The organism is Pseudoduganella sp. OTU4001 (genome assembly GCF_038440195.1).
Classification (GTDB): Bacteria; Pseudomonadota; Gammaproteobacteria; order Burkholderiales; family Burkholderiaceae_D; genus Rugamonas.
The window spans coordinates 1-16,280 of record NZ_JASATG010000034.1; the positions used below are offsets into that span (position 1 = coordinate 1).

General features: G+C 64.0%; 12 protein-coding genes. 9 read left to right on the top strand and 3 right to left on the bottom strand.

The genetic code is table 11. From position 1 onward, the window contains the following. Positions 1–82: 82 nt before the first annotated feature. On the bottom strand, positions 83–2,356 hold the full coding sequence (locus tag AAHE99_RS22275; protein WP_342119549.1) for a hypothetical protein: 2,274 nt from the start codon (positions 2,354–2,356) through the stop codon (positions 83–85). Positions 2,357–2,723: 367 nt separating this feature from the next. Beyond that, positions 2,724–3,701: a serine/threonine protein kinase gene (locus AAHE99_RS22280; protein ID WP_342119550.1), complete on the bottom strand. Its 978-nt coding sequence runs from the start codon at positions 3,699–3,701 to the stop codon at positions 2,724–2,726. 67 nt (positions 3,702–3,768) lie between these two features. Here AAHE99_RS22280 and AAHE99_RS22285 point away from each other — a divergent pair, with 67 nt between their 5' ends. The 3 genes from AAHE99_RS22285 to AAHE99_RS22295 all read left to right on the top strand — a co-directional run bounded on the left by AAHE99_RS22285 (position 3,769) and on the right by AAHE99_RS22295 (position 7,887). After that, positions 3,769–4,461 carry a UPF0149 family protein gene (locus AAHE99_RS22285; RefSeq protein ID WP_342119551.1) on the top strand — a complete coding sequence of 231 codons (693 nt, stop codon included), beginning with the start codon at positions 3,769–3,771 and terminating at the stop codon, positions 4,459–4,461. 156 nt (positions 4,462–4,617) lie between these two features. Continuing rightward, complete coding sequence (locus tag AAHE99_RS22290; protein WP_342119553.1) at positions 4,618–6,501, top strand: DUF1800 domain-containing protein; 1,884 nt, start codon at positions 4,618–4,620, stop codon at positions 6,499–6,501. Between the two features lie 15 nt (positions 6,502–6,516). Further along, positions 6,517–7,887 (top strand): DUF1501 domain-containing protein, encoded by a 1,371-nt coding sequence (locus AAHE99_RS22295; RefSeq protein ID WP_342119554.1) that lies wholly within the window; start codon positions 6,517–6,519, stop codon positions 7,885–7,887. A 123-nt stretch (positions 7,888–8,010) separates the two neighbouring features. On the opposite strand, the gene orn is transcribed toward AAHE99_RS22295, so the two are convergent. After that, the gene (gene orn, locus AAHE99_RS22300; protein ID WP_342119555.1) at positions 8,011–8,601 is read right to left on the bottom strand and encodes an oligoribonuclease; all 591 of its coding nucleotides are present in this window, start codon (positions 8,599–8,601) and stop codon (positions 8,011–8,013) included. A gap of 57 nt (positions 8,602–8,658) precedes the next feature. On the opposite strand from orn, the gene AAHE99_RS22305 reads away from it, so the two are divergent. Genes AAHE99_RS22305 through AAHE99_RS22330 form a run of 6 tightly spaced genes read left to right on the top strand, consistent with a single transcriptional unit; the run spans position 8,659 to position 16,236 of the window. Then, positions 8,659–9,930, top strand: a complete 1,272-nt coding sequence (locus AAHE99_RS22305; RefSeq protein WP_342119557.1) for a M48 family metallopeptidase — start codon at positions 8,659–8,661, stop codon at positions 9,928–9,930. Continuing rightward, a complete protein-coding gene (locus tag AAHE99_RS22310) occupies positions 9,927–10,268 on the top strand; it encodes a 4a-hydroxytetrahydrobiopterin dehydratase (RefSeq protein ID WP_342119558.1) in 342 nt (113 codons plus the stop codon). Before AAHE99_RS22305 ends, AAHE99_RS22310 begins: the two co-directional genes overlap by 4 nt. Then, complete coding sequence (gene rsgA, locus AAHE99_RS22315; protein WP_342119560.1) at positions 10,265–11,164, top strand: ribosome small subunit-dependent GTPase A; 900 nt, start codon at positions 10,265–10,267, stop codon at positions 11,162–11,164. The genes AAHE99_RS22310 and rsgA overlap by 4 nt, the downstream gene beginning before the upstream one ends. Positions 11,165–11,174: 10 nt before the next feature. Beyond that, the gene (locus AAHE99_RS22320; protein WP_342119561.1) at positions 11,175–14,012 is read left to right on the top strand and encodes a tetratricopeptide repeat-containing sensor histidine kinase; all 2,838 of its coding nucleotides are present in this window, start codon (positions 11,175–11,177) and stop codon (positions 14,010–14,012) included. 45 nt (positions 14,013–14,057) lie between these two features. Further along, complete coding sequence (gene argF, locus AAHE99_RS22325; RefSeq protein WP_342119562.1) at positions 14,058–14,981, top strand: ornithine carbamoyltransferase; 924 nt, start codon at positions 14,058–14,060, stop codon at positions 14,979–14,981. 22 nt (positions 14,982–15,003) lie between these two features. After that, on the top strand, positions 15,004–16,236 hold the full coding sequence (locus tag AAHE99_RS22330) for an argininosuccinate synthase (protein WP_342119563.1): 1,233 nt from the start codon (positions 15,004–15,006) through the stop codon (positions 16,234–16,236). Positions 16,237–16,280 lie beyond the last annotated feature (44 nt).

The window sequence follows — 16,280 nt, forward strand, 5'->3', positions numbered from 1 at the left end:
ATAACTGCCCGTCGCAAAAAACAAAAGGCCAGCTCAAGATTAGCTGGCCTTTTGCGTTAGGGCCTGAATCAGGCTTTTCGGATTAACGGCCGCGCCAGACAGCGCCGGCGGTTTCCTTCAGGCGGCCGATGACGTCGCGGGCCATGGTTTCAGAGTGCTCGTCGGATGGGTGGGCGGCGCGCTCTTCCATTGCGTTCAGCATGTTTTGCGCTGCGTGCTGGCGGCGGGTTTCCTGTTCCAACAGGCGCTTCTTGGTTTCCACCATGGCGGCGGTAGTAGCGGCCACTTTGCGCTGCATTTCTGCGTGGGCGTGGACGGTGTCGATCAGGGTCTTCTGCTCGGCCAGCTTGGCCCATTCGGCCTGGTTGGCGGCTTCCTCTGCAGCTTCGCGCTGACGGGCGGCTTCGACCAGTTGTTCTTCGGCGTCGGCGCGGGACTTGGCGGCGGCGGCGGCCTGCTTTTCCAGCTCCATGCGCACCTCGATGGCTTTGGCGGCGCGCACTTCGGCGGCGTTGGCGGCGCGTTGCTGCACCAGCTTCTGCTCGATCAGGCCCAGGGTTTCGCGCTCTTTGGCCACGAATTCCAGTTCCGACTTCAGCAGCGCTTCTTCGGCGTGCACGCGGGCTTGTTCGGCTTGTGCGCGCTCGGCTTGCACTTTACCCAGCTCGATCGCCAGGCGGGCCTGCGCGGCGGCGGCTTCGGCAGAGGCGGTCTTGTTGGCGGCGTCGTGTTCCATCTGCTCGGCCATAGCACGGACGGCGGCGGCTTCCTGCTCGGCGGCTGCCTGCAGGCGGGCGTCGGCGGCGGCCTTGCGGCGCGCTTCGGCGGCGCCGGCGCGCTCGGCGTCGGTGCGTGCCACGGCAGCGGCGGCTGCCAGTTCTTCCGCGGCGATGCGGTCGTTCATGGCTTCCAGCGCGGCGGCTTCCGCTTCGGCGCGGGCGCGTTCGGCTTCGGCCAGGCGGGCGTTGATGGCGTCCAGCGCGGCTTGCTCGGCTTCAGCGCGGGCACGCTCGGCGTCGGCCAGGCGCACGGCGGCGGCGGCTTTTTCCTGGGCCAGGGCGTTGGCTTGCTCGGCGGCGGCCAGTTGGGCGGCGACGGCGTCGCGTTCGATTTTTTCGGCGGAAGCCTGCTCGGCCGCCACAGCTGCGGAACGGGCCGACAGTTCGCTGCGCTCGGCGGCGGCGGCGGTGGCGCGCTGGTGTTCTTCTGCTTCGATACGGGCCTGTTCGGCGGCAGCTTGCTCGGCCTGCTCGCGCAGCTTGGCCTGCTCCAGTGCGACGGCCTCGGCCTCCATGCGGGCGCGGGTTTCGAATTCGGCTTGCTGCTCGGCTTCCACTCGCGCCATGGCGATGGCGTGCAGTTCGCGGTCGGTCTCGATGCGGCGCTCGGTGGCGGCGATGATCTGGGCATCGGCATCGCGGCGGGCCTGGGCTGCGGTAGCGGCCATGGCTTCGATACGCTCGCGGTGCAGGGCTGCTTCGCGGATTTCTTTTTCGGTCTGCAGGCGCAGGTGCAGCGATTGCGCGGCGCTGCGGTCGGATTCGGCTTTGGCCAGGGCGATTTGCTCGCGCTCTTGCTCCAGGTGCGCCAGGGCGCGGGCTTCTTCCAGTGCGCGCACTTCGGCGGCAGCGCGCTTGAAGGCGGCTTCCAGCGCGACCTGGTCGGCGCGTTCGCGCTGGCGGGTGGTTTCCAGCGCGCCGGCTTCGGCCTCGGCCAGTTGTTCGGCGGTCATGCGGGCGGCGTGGGCCTGGCGCTCGCGTTCGCGGGCGATGGCGGCCATGCGGGCATCGGCGGAGGCCACGCCGACCACCTCTTCGTGCGCAGCCTGCACGGCGGCGGCGCGCTCGGCGGCTTGCAGGCGGGCTTGCTCGGCTTGGGCGGCCAGGTCTTCGGCGGCCTTGTTGGCCATCTGGGCCAGTTTTTCTTCTTCGGCGACTTGCTCGGCGGCGCGGCGGCGGCTTTCTTCTTCCGCTTTGGCGCGCTGTTCAGCGGCCAGGCGTACCTGCAGGTCGGCATCGACGCGGGCGCGCAGTTCGGCGGTTTCCTGTTTGACGGCTTCCAGGCGGGCTACGCTGGCGGAAGCGGCGGCGCGCAGGGTGCTCAGGCGTTCCTGGTTGGCTTTGATGGCTTCTTCGGCGGCTTCCGCGTGCTGCATGGCGGCCGCGGCGGCGGCGGTATCGAGGGCGGCGCGGTCTTCGGCCAGGGCGCGGGCGCGGGCTTCGGCAACGGCGCGCGATTCGGCGGCGCACTGGGCTTTGGCTTCGGCTTCGACGCGGGCGATGGCTTCGGTGATGGCTTTCAGCTCGGCCTTCTCATGCTCGGCGCGATCGGTGGTGGTGTGGCTTTGTGCTTGCATGAGGTTCTCGCTTGGCGTTAGGTGATGTTGCCATTATCTCGGAGACCAGCAGGGGTGAAGCTTGGGAGTAAGGCGGGGAAATCCCGGCAATTCTCCTTTTAGGCACGCATTGCAAAATCCACAATACATGACATAATCCCAATGTTTCTTACAGGAGTATAAAAATTTCCACTTCCCGCATTTCGGCACGGTTCTGCCGCGACCTGCTCATCATCGTCCTTTTGGCGGGCTTGACTGCAATACCCAGTGATTGGCTGGGCCTATCGCGCCAGGACGGCACCCGCGTTGCCGTGATTACCGGGTTCGTCTTGCTCGCCATTTATCAAAAGTACGAGCTCAAACGCCGCGTTGCCTTGCTGCGCAAGGACTAAACCGGCCAGAGGGGAGGCTCGTCCATCAGGGCGATTTGCTCGCGCAGTTCGAGGATACGGTCTTGCCAGTATCGTTGTGTATTAAACCACGGAAAAGCTGCGGGGAACGCGGGATCGTCCCAGCGCCGTGCCAGCCAGGCGGAGTAGTGGATAAGCCGCAACGTACGCAGCGCTTCCACCAGGTAGAGCTCGCGCGGGTCGAATTCACGGATGTCTTCGTAACCGGCCAGGATATCCCCCATCTGGCGCACCATGTCGCTGCGCTCGCCGGACAGCATCATCCAGAGATCTTGCACCGCCGGGCCCATGCGGGCATCGTCGAAGTCGACGAAATGCGGTCCGGCATCGGTCCATAGAACGTTGCCGCCGTGGCAATCCCCGTGCAGGCGGATCAGCTGCACAGCCCCTGCCCGCTCATAGCAGCGGCGCACGCCATCCAGCGCCTGGTCGACTACCGAGCGCCATGGCGTGACCAGCTCCGGCGGCAAGAAGTCGTTGGCCAGCAGCCAGTCCCGCGGCTCTTCGCCGAAGGACGCGATATCCAGCGTCGGCCGCGTGGCGAAGGGCTGCGCGGCGCCGGCGGCATGGATGCGGCCGATGAAGCGCCCGGTCCATTCGAGCACCTTGGGATCATCCATCTCCGGCGCGCGGCCGCCATGGCGCGGGAATACGGCAAAGCGGAAGCCTTCGAATTCATGCAAGGTGCGGCCATCGCGCACCATGGCAGGCACGGCTGGCACTTCGCGCTCCTGCAGCTCCTGCACAAAGGCGTGCTCCTCCAGGATTTGTGCGTCGGTCCAGCGTTGAGGACGGTAAAACTTGGCCACCACCGGCGGCCCCTCTTCCATGCCCACCTGGTAGACACGGTTTTCATAGGAATTCAGCGCCAGCAGGCGGCCATCGCCATACAGGCCGATGCTGGCCAGGGCGTCGAGCACTTTATCGGGGCTCAGATCGAGGAATGGATGCGTCATTCTCGCTATTGTAAGGGCCAGGGCGTATACTGTCGCCCTTCGACCCAATATAAAAGAGCACCAAGCCATGCAACTCGACCAGCCATTGACCGACAAAGAATTCGACGAACTCGACTCCTTCCTCCTGGGCGACCAGAGCCCTGAGGATTCCATGACGATGGACCACCTGCACGGCTACCTGACCGCCATCGCCATCGGCCCGGAGCCGATCACCCCGGCCGAATGGCTGCCGAACATCTGGGGCGAAGACCGCAAGGACGGCCCGAAGTTCAAGAATGAGAAGCAGGAAGAGCGCATCTACAACCTGATCACCCGCTTCATGAACGAAGTGTTGGTGACCTTTGAAGTGGCGCCGAAAGAATTCGAACCGCTGTTCGTCGAGCACGAGCACGCCGGCAAGACCCTGCTGAACGCCGAAGCCTGGTGCTGGGGTTTCTGGGAAGGCATGGAGCTGCGCGAGGGTTCCTGGGATGAGATCTGGGAGTCGGAAGCCGGCCCGCTAATGCGCCCGATCTACCTGCTCGGCGCCGACGAGATCAAGGAAGAAGAGCTGCCTGAAGTGGAAGATCCGGTCAAAGCCCACCAGCTGGCCCTGGATATCGAAGCCAACCTGCCGGCCATCCACAAGTTCTGGGTTCCGCGCCGCAAGACCGGCGTCACCACCGTCAAGCACGACGCGCCTAAAGTTGGCCGCAACGACGACTGCCCGTGCGGCAGTGGCAAAAAGTACAAAAAGTGCCACGGCGCCAACGAACAGTAATCGATTAACTGACACTTTTTGTCGCTGTCAGCCCGCCCTGGGCTGACAAATTTTGTCCCACCCCACGGTTTTATGCGGGATTGCAGGCTGGCATAAGACTTGCACTAGTGAAGGAATGGCGGATCACTCCGCTTCTTTTTTCAACTAGGGGACAACATGCAATTATCAAAGTACAAGGCCTGGGCGCTGGCCTGCATGATGAGTCTGTCTGCGCCCGTCTGGGCCGCCACGGTCGAGATCACGCACACAGCCAAGAATGCATCCGTTGAACTGGGCCGCAAGGTCTGGTTCCTCGGCAAGGTAGACGGTAAAGGCGTCTACATGAATTTTGCCGTCAACGGCATCCCGGGCGGCAACGCCACCGTGGGCACCCTGAATTCGCAGAACGGCGAGTACATCGCACCGGCCACCATGCCGGCCAATCCGATTATTACCGTCACCGGCACCACCGCCAACGAACCGAAGGTCAGCGGCAGCACCCAGCTTACGCTGCGCGTCGCGGGCACGACCAGCAGTACTGGCGGCACCACCACCACCACACCGGGCACTGGCGGCAGCACCACGCCAACGCCAACGCCGAACCCAACGCCGACGCCAGGCCCGATCGGCACGCAACCAGCCGCTGATCCAGCCACCGTCGCCGCCGCCCGCCTGCTGGAGCGCGCCACCTTCGGCCCGAACGCCGCCACCATCGCCGCCGTCAAGCAGATGGGCGCGCAAGCCTGGCTGAACCAGCAATACAGCATGCCGGCCACGCCGCTGCCGCAGACCACCGACATGAACGTGCTGCGCAACGGCTGGTACATGAACATGGTCAACGCACCGGACCAGGTCCGCCAGCGCATGATCTTCGCCCTGTCGCAATTGTTCGTGGTTTCCTCGGACAAGAACAATAACGCCGACCAGCTGCTGCCATGGCTCACCACCATCGACAAGCACGCGTTCGGCAACTTCGGCAACCTGCTGCGCGAGATGACCATCAACCCGGCGATGGGGAAATACCTCGATCTCGCCAACAGCCGCACCCCGGCGCCGAACGAGAACTATGCCCGCGAAGTGATGCAGTTGTTCACCATCGGCCCGGTCATGCTGAACCAGGACGGCAGCGTGCAGCGCGACCGCTTCGGCGACACCATCCCCTCCTACACCCAGGAGACCATCGCCCACATGTCGCGCGCCCTGAGCGGCTGGACGTACACCGGCAGCAACCTGACCGGCAGCAACTGGGAAAACTTCACCGGCCCGCTGCAACCGCGCGACCGCATGCATGACATGGGCTCCAAGACCCTGTTGAACGGCACTGTGCTGCCGGCAGGCCAAAGCACGGTGCAGGATATGGAAGCCGTGATGCAGAACCTGATGGCGCATCCTAATGTGGCGCCGTTCATCGCCACCCGCCTGATCCGCGCCTTCACCACCAGCAACCCAAGCCCGGCTTATATCGAGCGCGTCGCCAACGTGTTCGCTTACGGTCCGACCGGCCGCGGCGACCTGAAGGCCACCCTGAACGCCGTGCTGTTGGACCCGGAAGCGCTGCTAGTTTCGACCACCTCGGGCAAGCTGAAAGACCCGATCCTGCACAGCCTGAGCCTGTTCCGCGCCACCGGCGCCACCGTGATCAATCCGCAGAATGCGTTCTGGGACTACTTCCTGCTGGGCCAGCGCCTGTTGCAGGCACCGAGCGTGTTCAACTTCTACTCGCCGCTGGCGCCGCTGCCAGGCCAGCCGGAGCTGTTCGGCCCCGAGTTCCAGATCTATACCCCGGCCCAGGCCATTGGGCGCGCCAACTTCCTGTACGGCTTCATTGCCGGCAATTACTCGGGCATGGTGAGCATCAACCTGGCGCCGTACCAGGCCGTGGCTGGCGATCCGACCGCCCTGCTCAACCTGGTCGACGCCACACTGCTGCAAGGCCGCATGACGCCATCGACCCGCGCCGCGATCGGCGCCACCCTGCAGGCCACCACCGACTTGAAGCAGCGCGCCATCACCGCGCTTTATCTGACCGCAATTGCGGCCGACTTCGCCGTACAGCAGTAAGAAAGGAAACCCATTATGTGCAACGATAAGATGTCGCGCCGCCGCTTCCTGGGCGTCAGTGCGCAAGCCGGCATGCTGGGCGCCATGTCCTCCCTTGGCCTGCTGGGCATGACGCGTCCGGCGCAAGCTGCCGTGGGCGATTACAAGGCCCTGGTCTGCCTGTATATGTTCGGCGGTAACGACGGCAACAATATGATCGTGCCGCTGGATGCGGCGCATTACACTGCCTACAACAACATCCGCCGCAGCGGCGGCCTGGCGCTGTCGGTGGAAGCACAAACCCTGCTGGCGGCGCGCAACGCCCGCCTGCAGGACGGCACGGAACAGCCGTTCGCCTTCCACTACGGTATGCCGGAGATTGATGCGCTGTATGCGCAGGGCCAGGTGGCCGCGCTGCTGAACGTCGGCAACCTGCGCCAGCCGCTGACCAAGGCGCAGTACCAGACCGGCGCCGGCGTGCCGCCGCAGCTGTTCTCGCATCCCGACCAGAACCAGCAGAACCAGGCTGGCACGCCATCCGGCGCGGGCACTGGCTGGGGCGGCCGCCTGGCCGACGCGTTGGGCGCCAATGGCGACCTGGATGCGGTGTCGATCGGCACCAATGGCCTGTTCGTTTCCGGCACCACGGTGCAGAGCAACCTGCTGCCAGGGAATGGCCTCTTGAGCCTGGCCGGCATGAACTTCTGGCCGCAAAGTGAAGCGGACAAGCGCCGTGCGGCGCTGGTGCAGGCGCTGTCGGCCAGCAATCCGAACCTGATCGCTACGGCGGCCAATAAATCACTGTTGAACGGGATGGAACTGGCCAAGGACCTGCAGGCCGCCAATAGCGGCGCCGTGTTGCAGACCGTGTTCCCGGGTTACTCGATTGCGCAGCAATTGAAGACGGTGGCGCAGCTGATCCGCCTGCGCGCTACGCAAGGGCCGGGCCGCCAGGTGTACTTCGTCTCGCTGGGCGGCTTCGACACCCACGGCGGCCAGGCCTGGCAGCAATTCGACCTGCTGCGCCAGGTGTCGCAATCGGTGGCCGCGTTCCAGAACGCGCTGCGCGAGATTGGCGCGGAGCAGAATGTGACGACCTTCACCATGTCCGACTTCGGCCGCACCCTGCAGCCGAACAGCGGCGGCACCGACCACGCCTGGGGCAATCACCAGCTGATCATCGGTGCGGCGGTAAAAGGAGGCCTGTACGGACGATTCCCAGAGTTTGTACTGGGCGGCAAAGACGACGCCACCGGCCGCGGCGCCTGGATTCCGCACCTCTCCAACCAACAATACGGCGCAACGTTAGGCCGCTGGTTCGGCGCCGAGCCCGACACCCTGGAGAATCAGGTCTTCAAGAACGAGCTGGTGAACTTCCCAGTGAAGGACCTGGGCTTCATGCTTTAAACAGCTGAACCCGTGTCCACCTTGGGGTCAGGCTCTTTAGTGGACACGAGCCCAGCTGTATAACAGCTGGGACCGTGTCCACTAAAGAGCCTGACCCCAAGGTGGACACGGGCTCGTGTGTAATTAGAGCTTGATGAAGTGTTCGCGGTAGTACTTCAGTTCTTCGATCGATTCGATGATGTCGGCCAGGGCGGTGTGCTTTTGCGCTTTCTTGAAGCCGGCGACCATTTCTGGCTTCCAACGGCGGCCCAGTTCTTTCAGGGTCGAGACGTCGATGTTGCGATAGTGGAAGAAGGCCTCCAGCTTCGGCATGTACTTCACCATGAAGCGGCGGTCTTGGCCAATGGTGTTGCCGCACATTGGGGATTTGCCTTTCGGTACCCATTGGCGCATGAAGGCGAGGAATTCGGCTTCGGCCGCTTCTTCGCTGACGGTGGAGGCTTTCACGCGGTCGATCAGGCCGGAGCGGCCGTGGGTGCCCTTGTTCCAGGCATCCATCTTGTCCAGCGTTTCGTCAGTCTGATGGATCGCCAGCACCGGGCCTTCGGCCAGCACGTTCAGGTGCATGTCGGTGACGATCATTGCCACTTCGATAATACGGTCGGTTTCCGGCTCCAGGCCGGTCATTTCCATGTCGACCCACACCAGGTTCATCTCATTCGGGCGCTCCTGCGCAGTGACCGGGCTTGCTGGGGTGTCGTTCGCTTGTGACATAATTCTCTCTAAGACAATATAAGGCAGATTAATCCGCCATTTTCTCACAGGCACAGAATGTATTCACACGCGTTTTCGTTTTTGTTTATTGCTTTTTTAGTATTGACCTTGCTGGTGCGCTTTTGGCTCGCATCCCGCCACATTCGCCATGTGCTCGTGAACCGCGCCGCTGTGCCGGCGGAATTCGCGGAAAAAATCCCTCTCGCTGCCCACCAGAAGGCGGCTGATTACACCGTCGCGCGCACCAAGCTGGGTATCGTCAGCATGCTGGTGTCCAGCGCTGCGCTGATCGGCTTTACCCTGCTGGGCGGCTTGCAGTGGCTGTCGGCGACTGTGTTCAACGCCACCGGCGGCGGCATGGCTTACCAGCTTGGCCTGGTGGTGGCCTTCGGCATCGTGTCGGGCCTGATCGACATTCCGCTCGATTACTACCGCCAGTTCACGCTGGAGGAGCGCTTTGGCTTCAACAAGATGTCCAAAGGCCTGTTCTTCGCCGATATGGCGAAGGGCGTGCTGATTGGCGCGGCCATCGGCCTGCCGCTGGTGTGGGTGATCCTGGTGCTGATGGAGAAATCCGGTTCGCTGTGGTGGCTCTACGCGTGGTTGGTGTGGTGCGGCTTCCAGCTGCTGGTGATGGCGCTTTACCCTAACCTGATCGCGCCGCTGTTCAACAAGTTCACGCCGCTGGCCGACGAATCGCTGAAGCAGCGTATCGAGGGTTTGATGACGCGCGTGGGCTTTGCGTCCAAAGGCCTGTTCGTGATGGACGGCTCCAAGCGCAGCGCGCATGGCAACGCTTACTTCTCGGGCTTCGGCGCGGCCAAGCGCATCGTGTTTTACGACACCCTGGTGTCGTCGCTGTCGCCGCAGGAAGTGGAGGCGGTGCTGGCGCACGAACTGGGCCACTTCAAGCTGAAACACATCATCAAGCGCATTGTGGTGATGTTTGCGCTGTCGCTGGCTTTCCTGGCCCTGCTCGGCTACCTGAAAAACCAGCTGTGGTTCTACACCGGCCTGGGTGTGAACCCGATCATCGTGCCCGGCCAGTCCAACGACGCCCTGGCGCTGATCCTGTTCATGCTGGTCCTGCCGGTCTTTACCTTCCTGTTTGGCCCACTGACTTCGCTCAGCTCGCGCAAGCATGAATTCGAGGCGGACGCTTTCGCCGCCAAGCACACCGATGCGCGCGACCTGGTGTCGGCCCTGGTCAAGATGTACGAGGACAATGCGTCGACCCTGACGCCGGACCCGCTGCATTCGGCCTTCTATGATTCGCACCCGCCCGCCAGCGTGCGTATCCGTCAACTCAACCTGGCGGCATCCCAATGACAACGAACATCCACTCCGCAGCCGACCTGCGCGCCCTGCGCTGCAGCCACCAGAAGCACGCGCTGGATGCCAATGAGGCGCACCGCCTGTGCCAGATGCTCGACGGCTGGAGCATGGCCAGCGGCAAACTGGTGAACACCTTCGGCTTCAACAACTACTACGAGACCATGGCCTTCGTGAACGCGCTGGCCTTTATCTCGCACCGCGAGGACCATCACCCTGAGCTGGTGGTGGGCTACAAGACCTGCCAGGTGCGCTATGACACGCACTCGGTCAACGGCTTGTCGATCAACGATTTCATTTGCGCCGCCAAGGCCGATGCATTGGGCCAGGCATGAGCAAGGGAGATAAACGCACCGGCACCATCATCGCAGCCCATGGCCGCCATTACCTGGCGGAGGCGGACGGCCTGCGCCTGCAATGCGTCACACGCGGCAAGAAGACCAACGTTGCCGTGGGCGACCTGGTCGACTTGAGCATGACTTCGCCCGACCAGGCGGTGATCGACAAGATCCAGGAGCGCAAGACGCTGCTGTACCGCTCCGACCAGTACAAGTCCAAACTGCTGGCGGCCAATGTGGACCAGTTGTTCATCGTGGTCGCCACCGAGCCAAGCTTCTCGGACGACCTGGTCTCGCGCGCCCTGGTGGCGGCGGAAGCGGCCGGCATCCATGTGCGCCTGCTGCTGAACAAGGTGGACGTGACCGAGATGCTGGAACATGCGCGCAAGCGCCTGCAGGTGTATTCGGCCATGGGCTATGAGGTGATCGAGGTTTCCGCCACCGGCCAGCCGGAGCAGACCGGCGCCACCCTGGCGCCGCTGCTGCAGGGCCATTCCTCGATCCTGATCGGCCAGTCCGGCATGGGCAAGTCGTCCTTGATCAACATCCTGGTGCCGGATGCCGATATCGCCACGCGCGAAATCAGCGAGGCGCTGGATACCGGTAAACACACCACCACCTTCACCCGCCTGTACCACGTGGGCCCGGATTCAAGCGTGATCGATTCGCCGGGTTTCCAGGAATTCGGCCTGTACCACCTGAGTGAGGGTATGCTGGAGCGGGCCTTCCGCGATTTCCAGCCCTACCTGGGCGGCTGCCGTTTCTACAACTGCCGCCACCTGAGCGAACCGCAATGCGCGGTGCTGGAGGCGGTGGAGCAAGGCAAGATCGCGAAGATGCGCCACACGCTGTACGGACAGTTGCTGCACGAATCCTCGCAAACCCTTTACTGACGGGACCACCATGCAGCAGCTGTACGCCGACGACGATGCCGTAGCGCAGTGGGAGCTGGAACTCCTGCCACTGCGCGGCATCGCCCGGCTGCCGGTGCTGCTGCCTTTGGCCTGGCACCTGCGCCAGCGCGACGGCAAGCGCGCGCAGGAGCTGGCGCAGGAAGCCGCCGCCCTGCTGCCCTCGGCCCACCTGCCGGATGCCGAACGCGCCGCTTTCGAAGCGCGCCTGCTGCTGGTGGACGGCGAGATCCGCTGGCTCGCTGGCGAGCTGGATGCCGGCGCCGCACTGGCGTCGCGCGCGCTGGAAACCTTTGAAGCGCAGGGCGACGATATCGGCCGCGCCGATGCGCACTGGCTGAAAGCCTGGATTGCCGTCGACCGCGGCAACCACGGCCAGCGCGACACTGAACTGGAAGCATGTTCCGCCGCCGCGCATCAAGCCGGCGACGAGCAGCGCGCCGCCATCGCCGACGCGGCGCAAGCCCGCTGGGCCGCCCTGCGCGACCTGCACGCCGCCACCCAGCGCTGGGGCAAGCGCTTCGACCTGTCGGTGGACGTGCCGACCGGCGTCGATTGCTGGATCAACGACTTCTTCGGCATCGCCGCCAGCCAGGCCGGCGACATCGGCAATTCGGCCGGCTTCTACATCCGCAGCTACGAGGCGGCGCTGGAAACCGGCCAGATCCGCGCCGCCGCCACCGCCGCCACCAATATCGCGGAAAAGTTCTCGCACCTGAACGACCACCACTCCGGCCTGGAATGGATGCAGCGCGCGATGGAGCTGGCCAAGCCCACCGGCTGGCCGCGCAGCATCGGCTCCTGCCTGGTGCATACGGCCGATATCGTGCGCCGCCTGGGCCGCCTGGACGCGGCCGAGGAGCTGCTGCGCGAAGCGCTGGTGATCCTGGCGCCGCAAGCCAACGGCCGCAGCTACGCCATCGCCCTGCAACACCTGGGCGACCTGTGCCTGGACAAGAAAGACTACGGCGAAGCGCTGGACGCCTTCCAGCGCCTGTCGGCGCGCGCCGAGGCGCTGCAGCAGGGCGACTTCAAGATCGTGGCGCAGCGCGGCCAGGCGCACGCCCTGTGCTACCTGGACCGCCCCCAGGAAGCACTCGAGATGGCGCAGCAGGCGGTGGAAAGCGCCGCGCGCCACCACAACGCCTTCCACCACATCGCCGCCCTGCGCGTGCTGGCGCGCATCCACGGCCAGCACCGCATGCTGCCGCCGCCGGACGGCATGACCGCCCCGACCAGCCGCCTGCATTACCTGCACAAGGCGCTGGAGGCGGCCCAAACCATCAAGGGCTATACCGTGCCGGGCGACCTGTACGACGCGCTGGGCGAGGAATACGCACGGCTGGGCGACTACGGCCGCGCCTATGAAATGGCGACCGCCGCCAGCGCCGCGCGCGAAAAAACCCATACGCTGGAGGCCACCAGCCGCGCCATCGCCATGCAGGTGCATCACCAGACCGAACAGGCGCGCGCCGAAGGCCTGCACCACCGCGAGCTGGCCATGTCGGAGGCGCGCCGCGCCGAAGTGCTGCAGCAGACCTCCAAGCTGCTGGAGCGGCTGTCGGCCATCGGCCAGGAAATCACCACCCACCTCGACGCGCAGGCGGTATTCCAGGCGCTGGACCGCCACACGCACGCCCTGCTGTCGGCCAACACCTTCGCGGTCTACCTGGTCGACCAGGCCGGCCGCCAGCTGGAGCGCGCCTTTGGCGTGGAGGCCGGCCATGCCCTGCCGCGCAACAGCATCGCGCTCGACCACCCCACCGCCTACACCGCGCAATGCCTGCGCGAACGGCGCGAGGTGTATATCGACCAGATCCCGGAAGAGCGCAACAACACCGTCACGCCCGGCACCGCGGCCAGCGTATGCGCGCTGTATGTGCCGCTGCTGGTGGGCGAGCGCATGCTGGGCGTGATGACAGTGCAGGCCATGCACGCCAATGCCTACGGCGAGCGTGAGCGCCTGATTTTCCGCACGCTGTGCGCGTACGGCGCCATCGCCCTGGATAACGCGCATGCCTACAGCCAGCTGCAGGAGGCGCAATCGCAGCTGGTATCGCAGGAGAAGCTGGCCGCCCTGGGCTCCCTGATGGCCGGCGTGGCGCATGAACTGAACACCCCGATCGGCAACAGCCTGCTGATTGCCAGCACGCTGGAACAGAAGACCGCCGATCTGGAACAGGCGGTCAACGGCCCGGGCCTGCGCAAGTCCGAGCTGTTGGCCTTTATCGAAGACACGCGCAAGGCCTCCACCCTGGTGATGCGCGGCCTGCATAGCGCGGCCGACCTGGTGTCCAGCTTCAAGCAGGTAGCGGTGGACCGCACCACCGAGCAGCGCCGCGTCTTCAACCTGCACCAGGTCACCCACGAGATCGTGGCGACGGTGATGAACCGCATCCGCAACGCGTACCACAAGATCGAATTCGACGTCCCGGACACCATCGCGCTGGACAGCTACCCCGGTCCATTCGGCCAGGTCGTCACGAACCTGATCAACAACGCCCTGCTGCACGCCTTCGACGGCCGCGAGGGCGGCCTGATGCGCCTGGTGGCTTCCACCCCGGTCGAAGGCCGCGTACTGGTATTATTCAGCGATGACGGCGGCGGCATCGCCCAGGAAAACCTGACCCGCATCTTCGACCCCTTCTTCACCACCAAATTGGGGCAAGGCGGCTCCGGGCTCGGCTTGTCAATTAGTTACAACATTGTCACTTCCCTGCTGGGCGGCCAGATCAGCGTGGCCAGCGGCAGCAGCGGCACCACCTTCACGCTGGACCTGCCGTTGACAGCGCCACGACACGATCCCGAACGCCCGGCCACGATTTATTGAAATGCCCGTATAATCTTTAGTCCCTCGCAGCAAAACTTTGCAAAGATGTCTATACCACCTAAAAAGATCAAGCACTACCTCCAGTTCAACGACCTGAGCCTGGAAGAGTACGAATATGTGATCGCCCGCGCGGCCGAAATCAAGCGCAAGTTCAAAGCCTACGAGATCTACCACCCGCTGATCGACCGCACCCTAGTCATGGTGTTCGACAAGAACTCGACCCGTACCCGCCTGTCCTTCGAGGCCGGCATGCACCAGCTGGGCGGCGCCGCCATCTACCTGAACACCCGCGATTCGCAGCTGGGCCGCGGCGAGCCGGTGGAAGATGCGGGCCAGGTCATGTCCCGCATGTGCGACATCATCATGGTGCGTACCTTCGGCCAGGACATCATCGAGCGTTTCGCTGCCCATTCACGTGTGCCGGTGATTAATGGCCTGACCAACGAACACCATCCATGCCAGGTATTTGCCGACATCTTCACCTATATCGAGCATCGCGGCTCGATCAAGGGCAAGGTCGTGGCCTGGGTGGGCGACGCCAACAATATGCTGTACTCCTGGCTGCAGGCGGCCGAAGTATTCGGCTTCCACGTCAATGTCTCGACGCCGCACGGCTACGATATGGACATGTCGCTGGTATCGACCGACCGCTTCACCTTCTTCGCCAACCCGTCCGACGCTTGCGAAGGCGCAGACCTGGTCAACACCGACGTCTGGACCTCGATGGGCTACGAAGAAGAAAACGCCGCGCGACTGAAAGCCTTCGACGGCTGGATCGTGGATTCCGCGAAGATGGCGCGCGCCAAACCGGACGCCCTGTTCATGCACTGCCTGCCCGCCCACCGCGGCGAGGAAGTCGCCGCTGAAGTCATCGACGGCCCGCAATCGGTCGTGTGGGACGAAGCCGAAAACCGCCTGCACGTGCAAAAAGCGCTGATCGAATATCTGCTGCTTGGCAAGATCAACTAATTACACCTGAACGAGAACTGTTATGAGCGACGTTAAAAAAGTAGTCCTCGCCTACTCCGGCGGCCTGGACACCTCCGTGATCCTGAAATGGCTGCAGGATAACTACAACTGCGAGATCGTGACCTTCACCGCCGACCTGGGCCAGGGTGAAGAGCTGGAGCCGGCACGCGCCAAGGCGCTGAAGTTCGGCATCAAGCCTGAGAACATCTTCATCGACGACGTGCGCGAAGAGTTCGTGCGCGACTTCGTGTTCCCGATGTTCCGCGCCAACACCGTGTACGAAGGCGAATACCTGCTGGGCACTTCGATCGCGCGTCCGCTGATCGCCAAGCGCCTGATCGAAATCGCCAACCAGACCGGCGCCGACGCCATCTCGCACGGCGCGACCGGCAAGGGCAACGACCAGGTTCGCTTCGAGCTGGGCGCCTACGCACTGAAGCCAGGCGTGCGCGTGATCGCCCCATGGCGTGAGTGGGACCTGCTGTCGCGCGAAAAGCTGCTGAAGTACGCGGAAGACGCCGGCATCGAAATCGACATGAAGCACAAGAACGGCGGCGCGCCATACTCGATGGACGCCAACCTGCTGCACATCTCCTTCGAAGGCCGCCACCTGGAAAACCCAAGCGCCGAAGCCGAGGAATCGATGTGGCGCTGGACCGTCAGCCCGGAAGCTGCGCCAGACCAACCAGAATACCTGGACATCGAATTCGAAAAGGGCGACATCGTGGCCCTGAACGGCAAGCGCATGTCGCCGGCCACCGTCCTGACTGAGCTGAACCGCCTGGGCGGCAAGCACGGCATCGGCCGCCTGGACCTGGTGGAAAACCGCTACGTCGGCATGAAGTCGCGTGGCTGCTACGAGACCCCTGGCGGCACCATCATGCTGAAGGCGCACCGCGCCATCGAGTCGATCACCCTGGACCGCGAAGTGGCCCACCTGAAGGACGACCTGATGCCACGCTACGCTTCCCTGATTTACAACGGCTACTGGTGGGCGCCGGAGCGCGTCGCGCTGCAAACCCTGATCGACCACACCCAGGCCACCGTAAACGGTTGGGTACGCGTCAAGCTGTACAAGGGCAATGTGATCGTTGTGGCGCGCGATTCGAAGACCGATTCGCTGTTCGACCAGACCATCGCTACCTTCGACGAAGACGGCGGCGCCTACAACCAGGCCGATGCCGGCGGCTTTATCAAGCTGAACGCGCTGCGCATGCGCATCGCTGCCAACGCACGCAATAAGCGCGGCCAGTAATCCTGTCCCGCCTCCCCTATGACGGGCCGCTTTGCGCGGCCCGT

Excerpts from the sequence above, each read along its gene's own strand:
- AAHE99_RS22275 (WP_342119549.1), bottom strand. The coding sequence starts at position 2,356 with ATGCAAGCACAAAGCCACACCACCACCGATCGCGCCGAGCATGAGAAG.
- AAHE99_RS22280 (WP_342119550.1), bottom strand. The coding sequence starts at position 3,701 with ATGACGCATCCATTCCTCGATCTGAGCCCCGATAAAGTGCTCGACGCC.
- AAHE99_RS22285 (WP_342119551.1), top strand. The coding sequence starts at position 3,769 with ATGCAACTCGACCAGCCATTGACCGACAAAGAATTCGACGAACTCGAC.
- AAHE99_RS22290 (WP_342119553.1), top strand. The coding sequence starts at position 4,618 with ATGCAATTATCAAAGTACAAGGCCTGGGCGCTGGCCTGCATGATGAGT.
- AAHE99_RS22295 (WP_342119554.1), top strand. The coding sequence starts at position 6,517 with ATGTGCAACGATAAGATGTCGCGCCGCCGCTTCCTGGGCGTCAGTGCG.
- orn (WP_342119555.1), bottom strand. The coding sequence starts at position 8,601 with ATGTCACAAGCGAACGACACCCCAGCAAGCCCGGTCACTGCGCAGGAG.
- AAHE99_RS22305 (WP_342119557.1), top strand. The coding sequence starts at position 8,659 with ATGTATTCACACGCGTTTTCGTTTTTGTTTATTGCTTTTTTAGTATTG.
- AAHE99_RS22310 (WP_342119558.1), top strand. The coding sequence starts at position 9,927 with ATGACAACGAACATCCACTCCGCAGCCGACCTGCGCGCCCTGCGCTGC.
- rsgA (WP_342119560.1), top strand. The coding sequence starts at position 10,265 with ATGAGCAAGGGAGATAAACGCACCGGCACCATCATCGCAGCCCATGGC.
- AAHE99_RS22320 (WP_342119561.1), top strand. The coding sequence starts at position 11,175 with ATGCAGCAGCTGTACGCCGACGACGATGCCGTAGCGCAGTGGGAGCTG.
- argF (WP_342119562.1), top strand. The coding sequence starts at position 14,058 with ATGTCTATACCACCTAAAAAGATCAAGCACTACCTCCAGTTCAACGAC.
- AAHE99_RS22330 (WP_342119563.1), top strand. The coding sequence starts at position 15,004 with ATGAGCGACGTTAAAAAAGTAGTCCTCGCCTACTCCGGCGGCCTGGAC.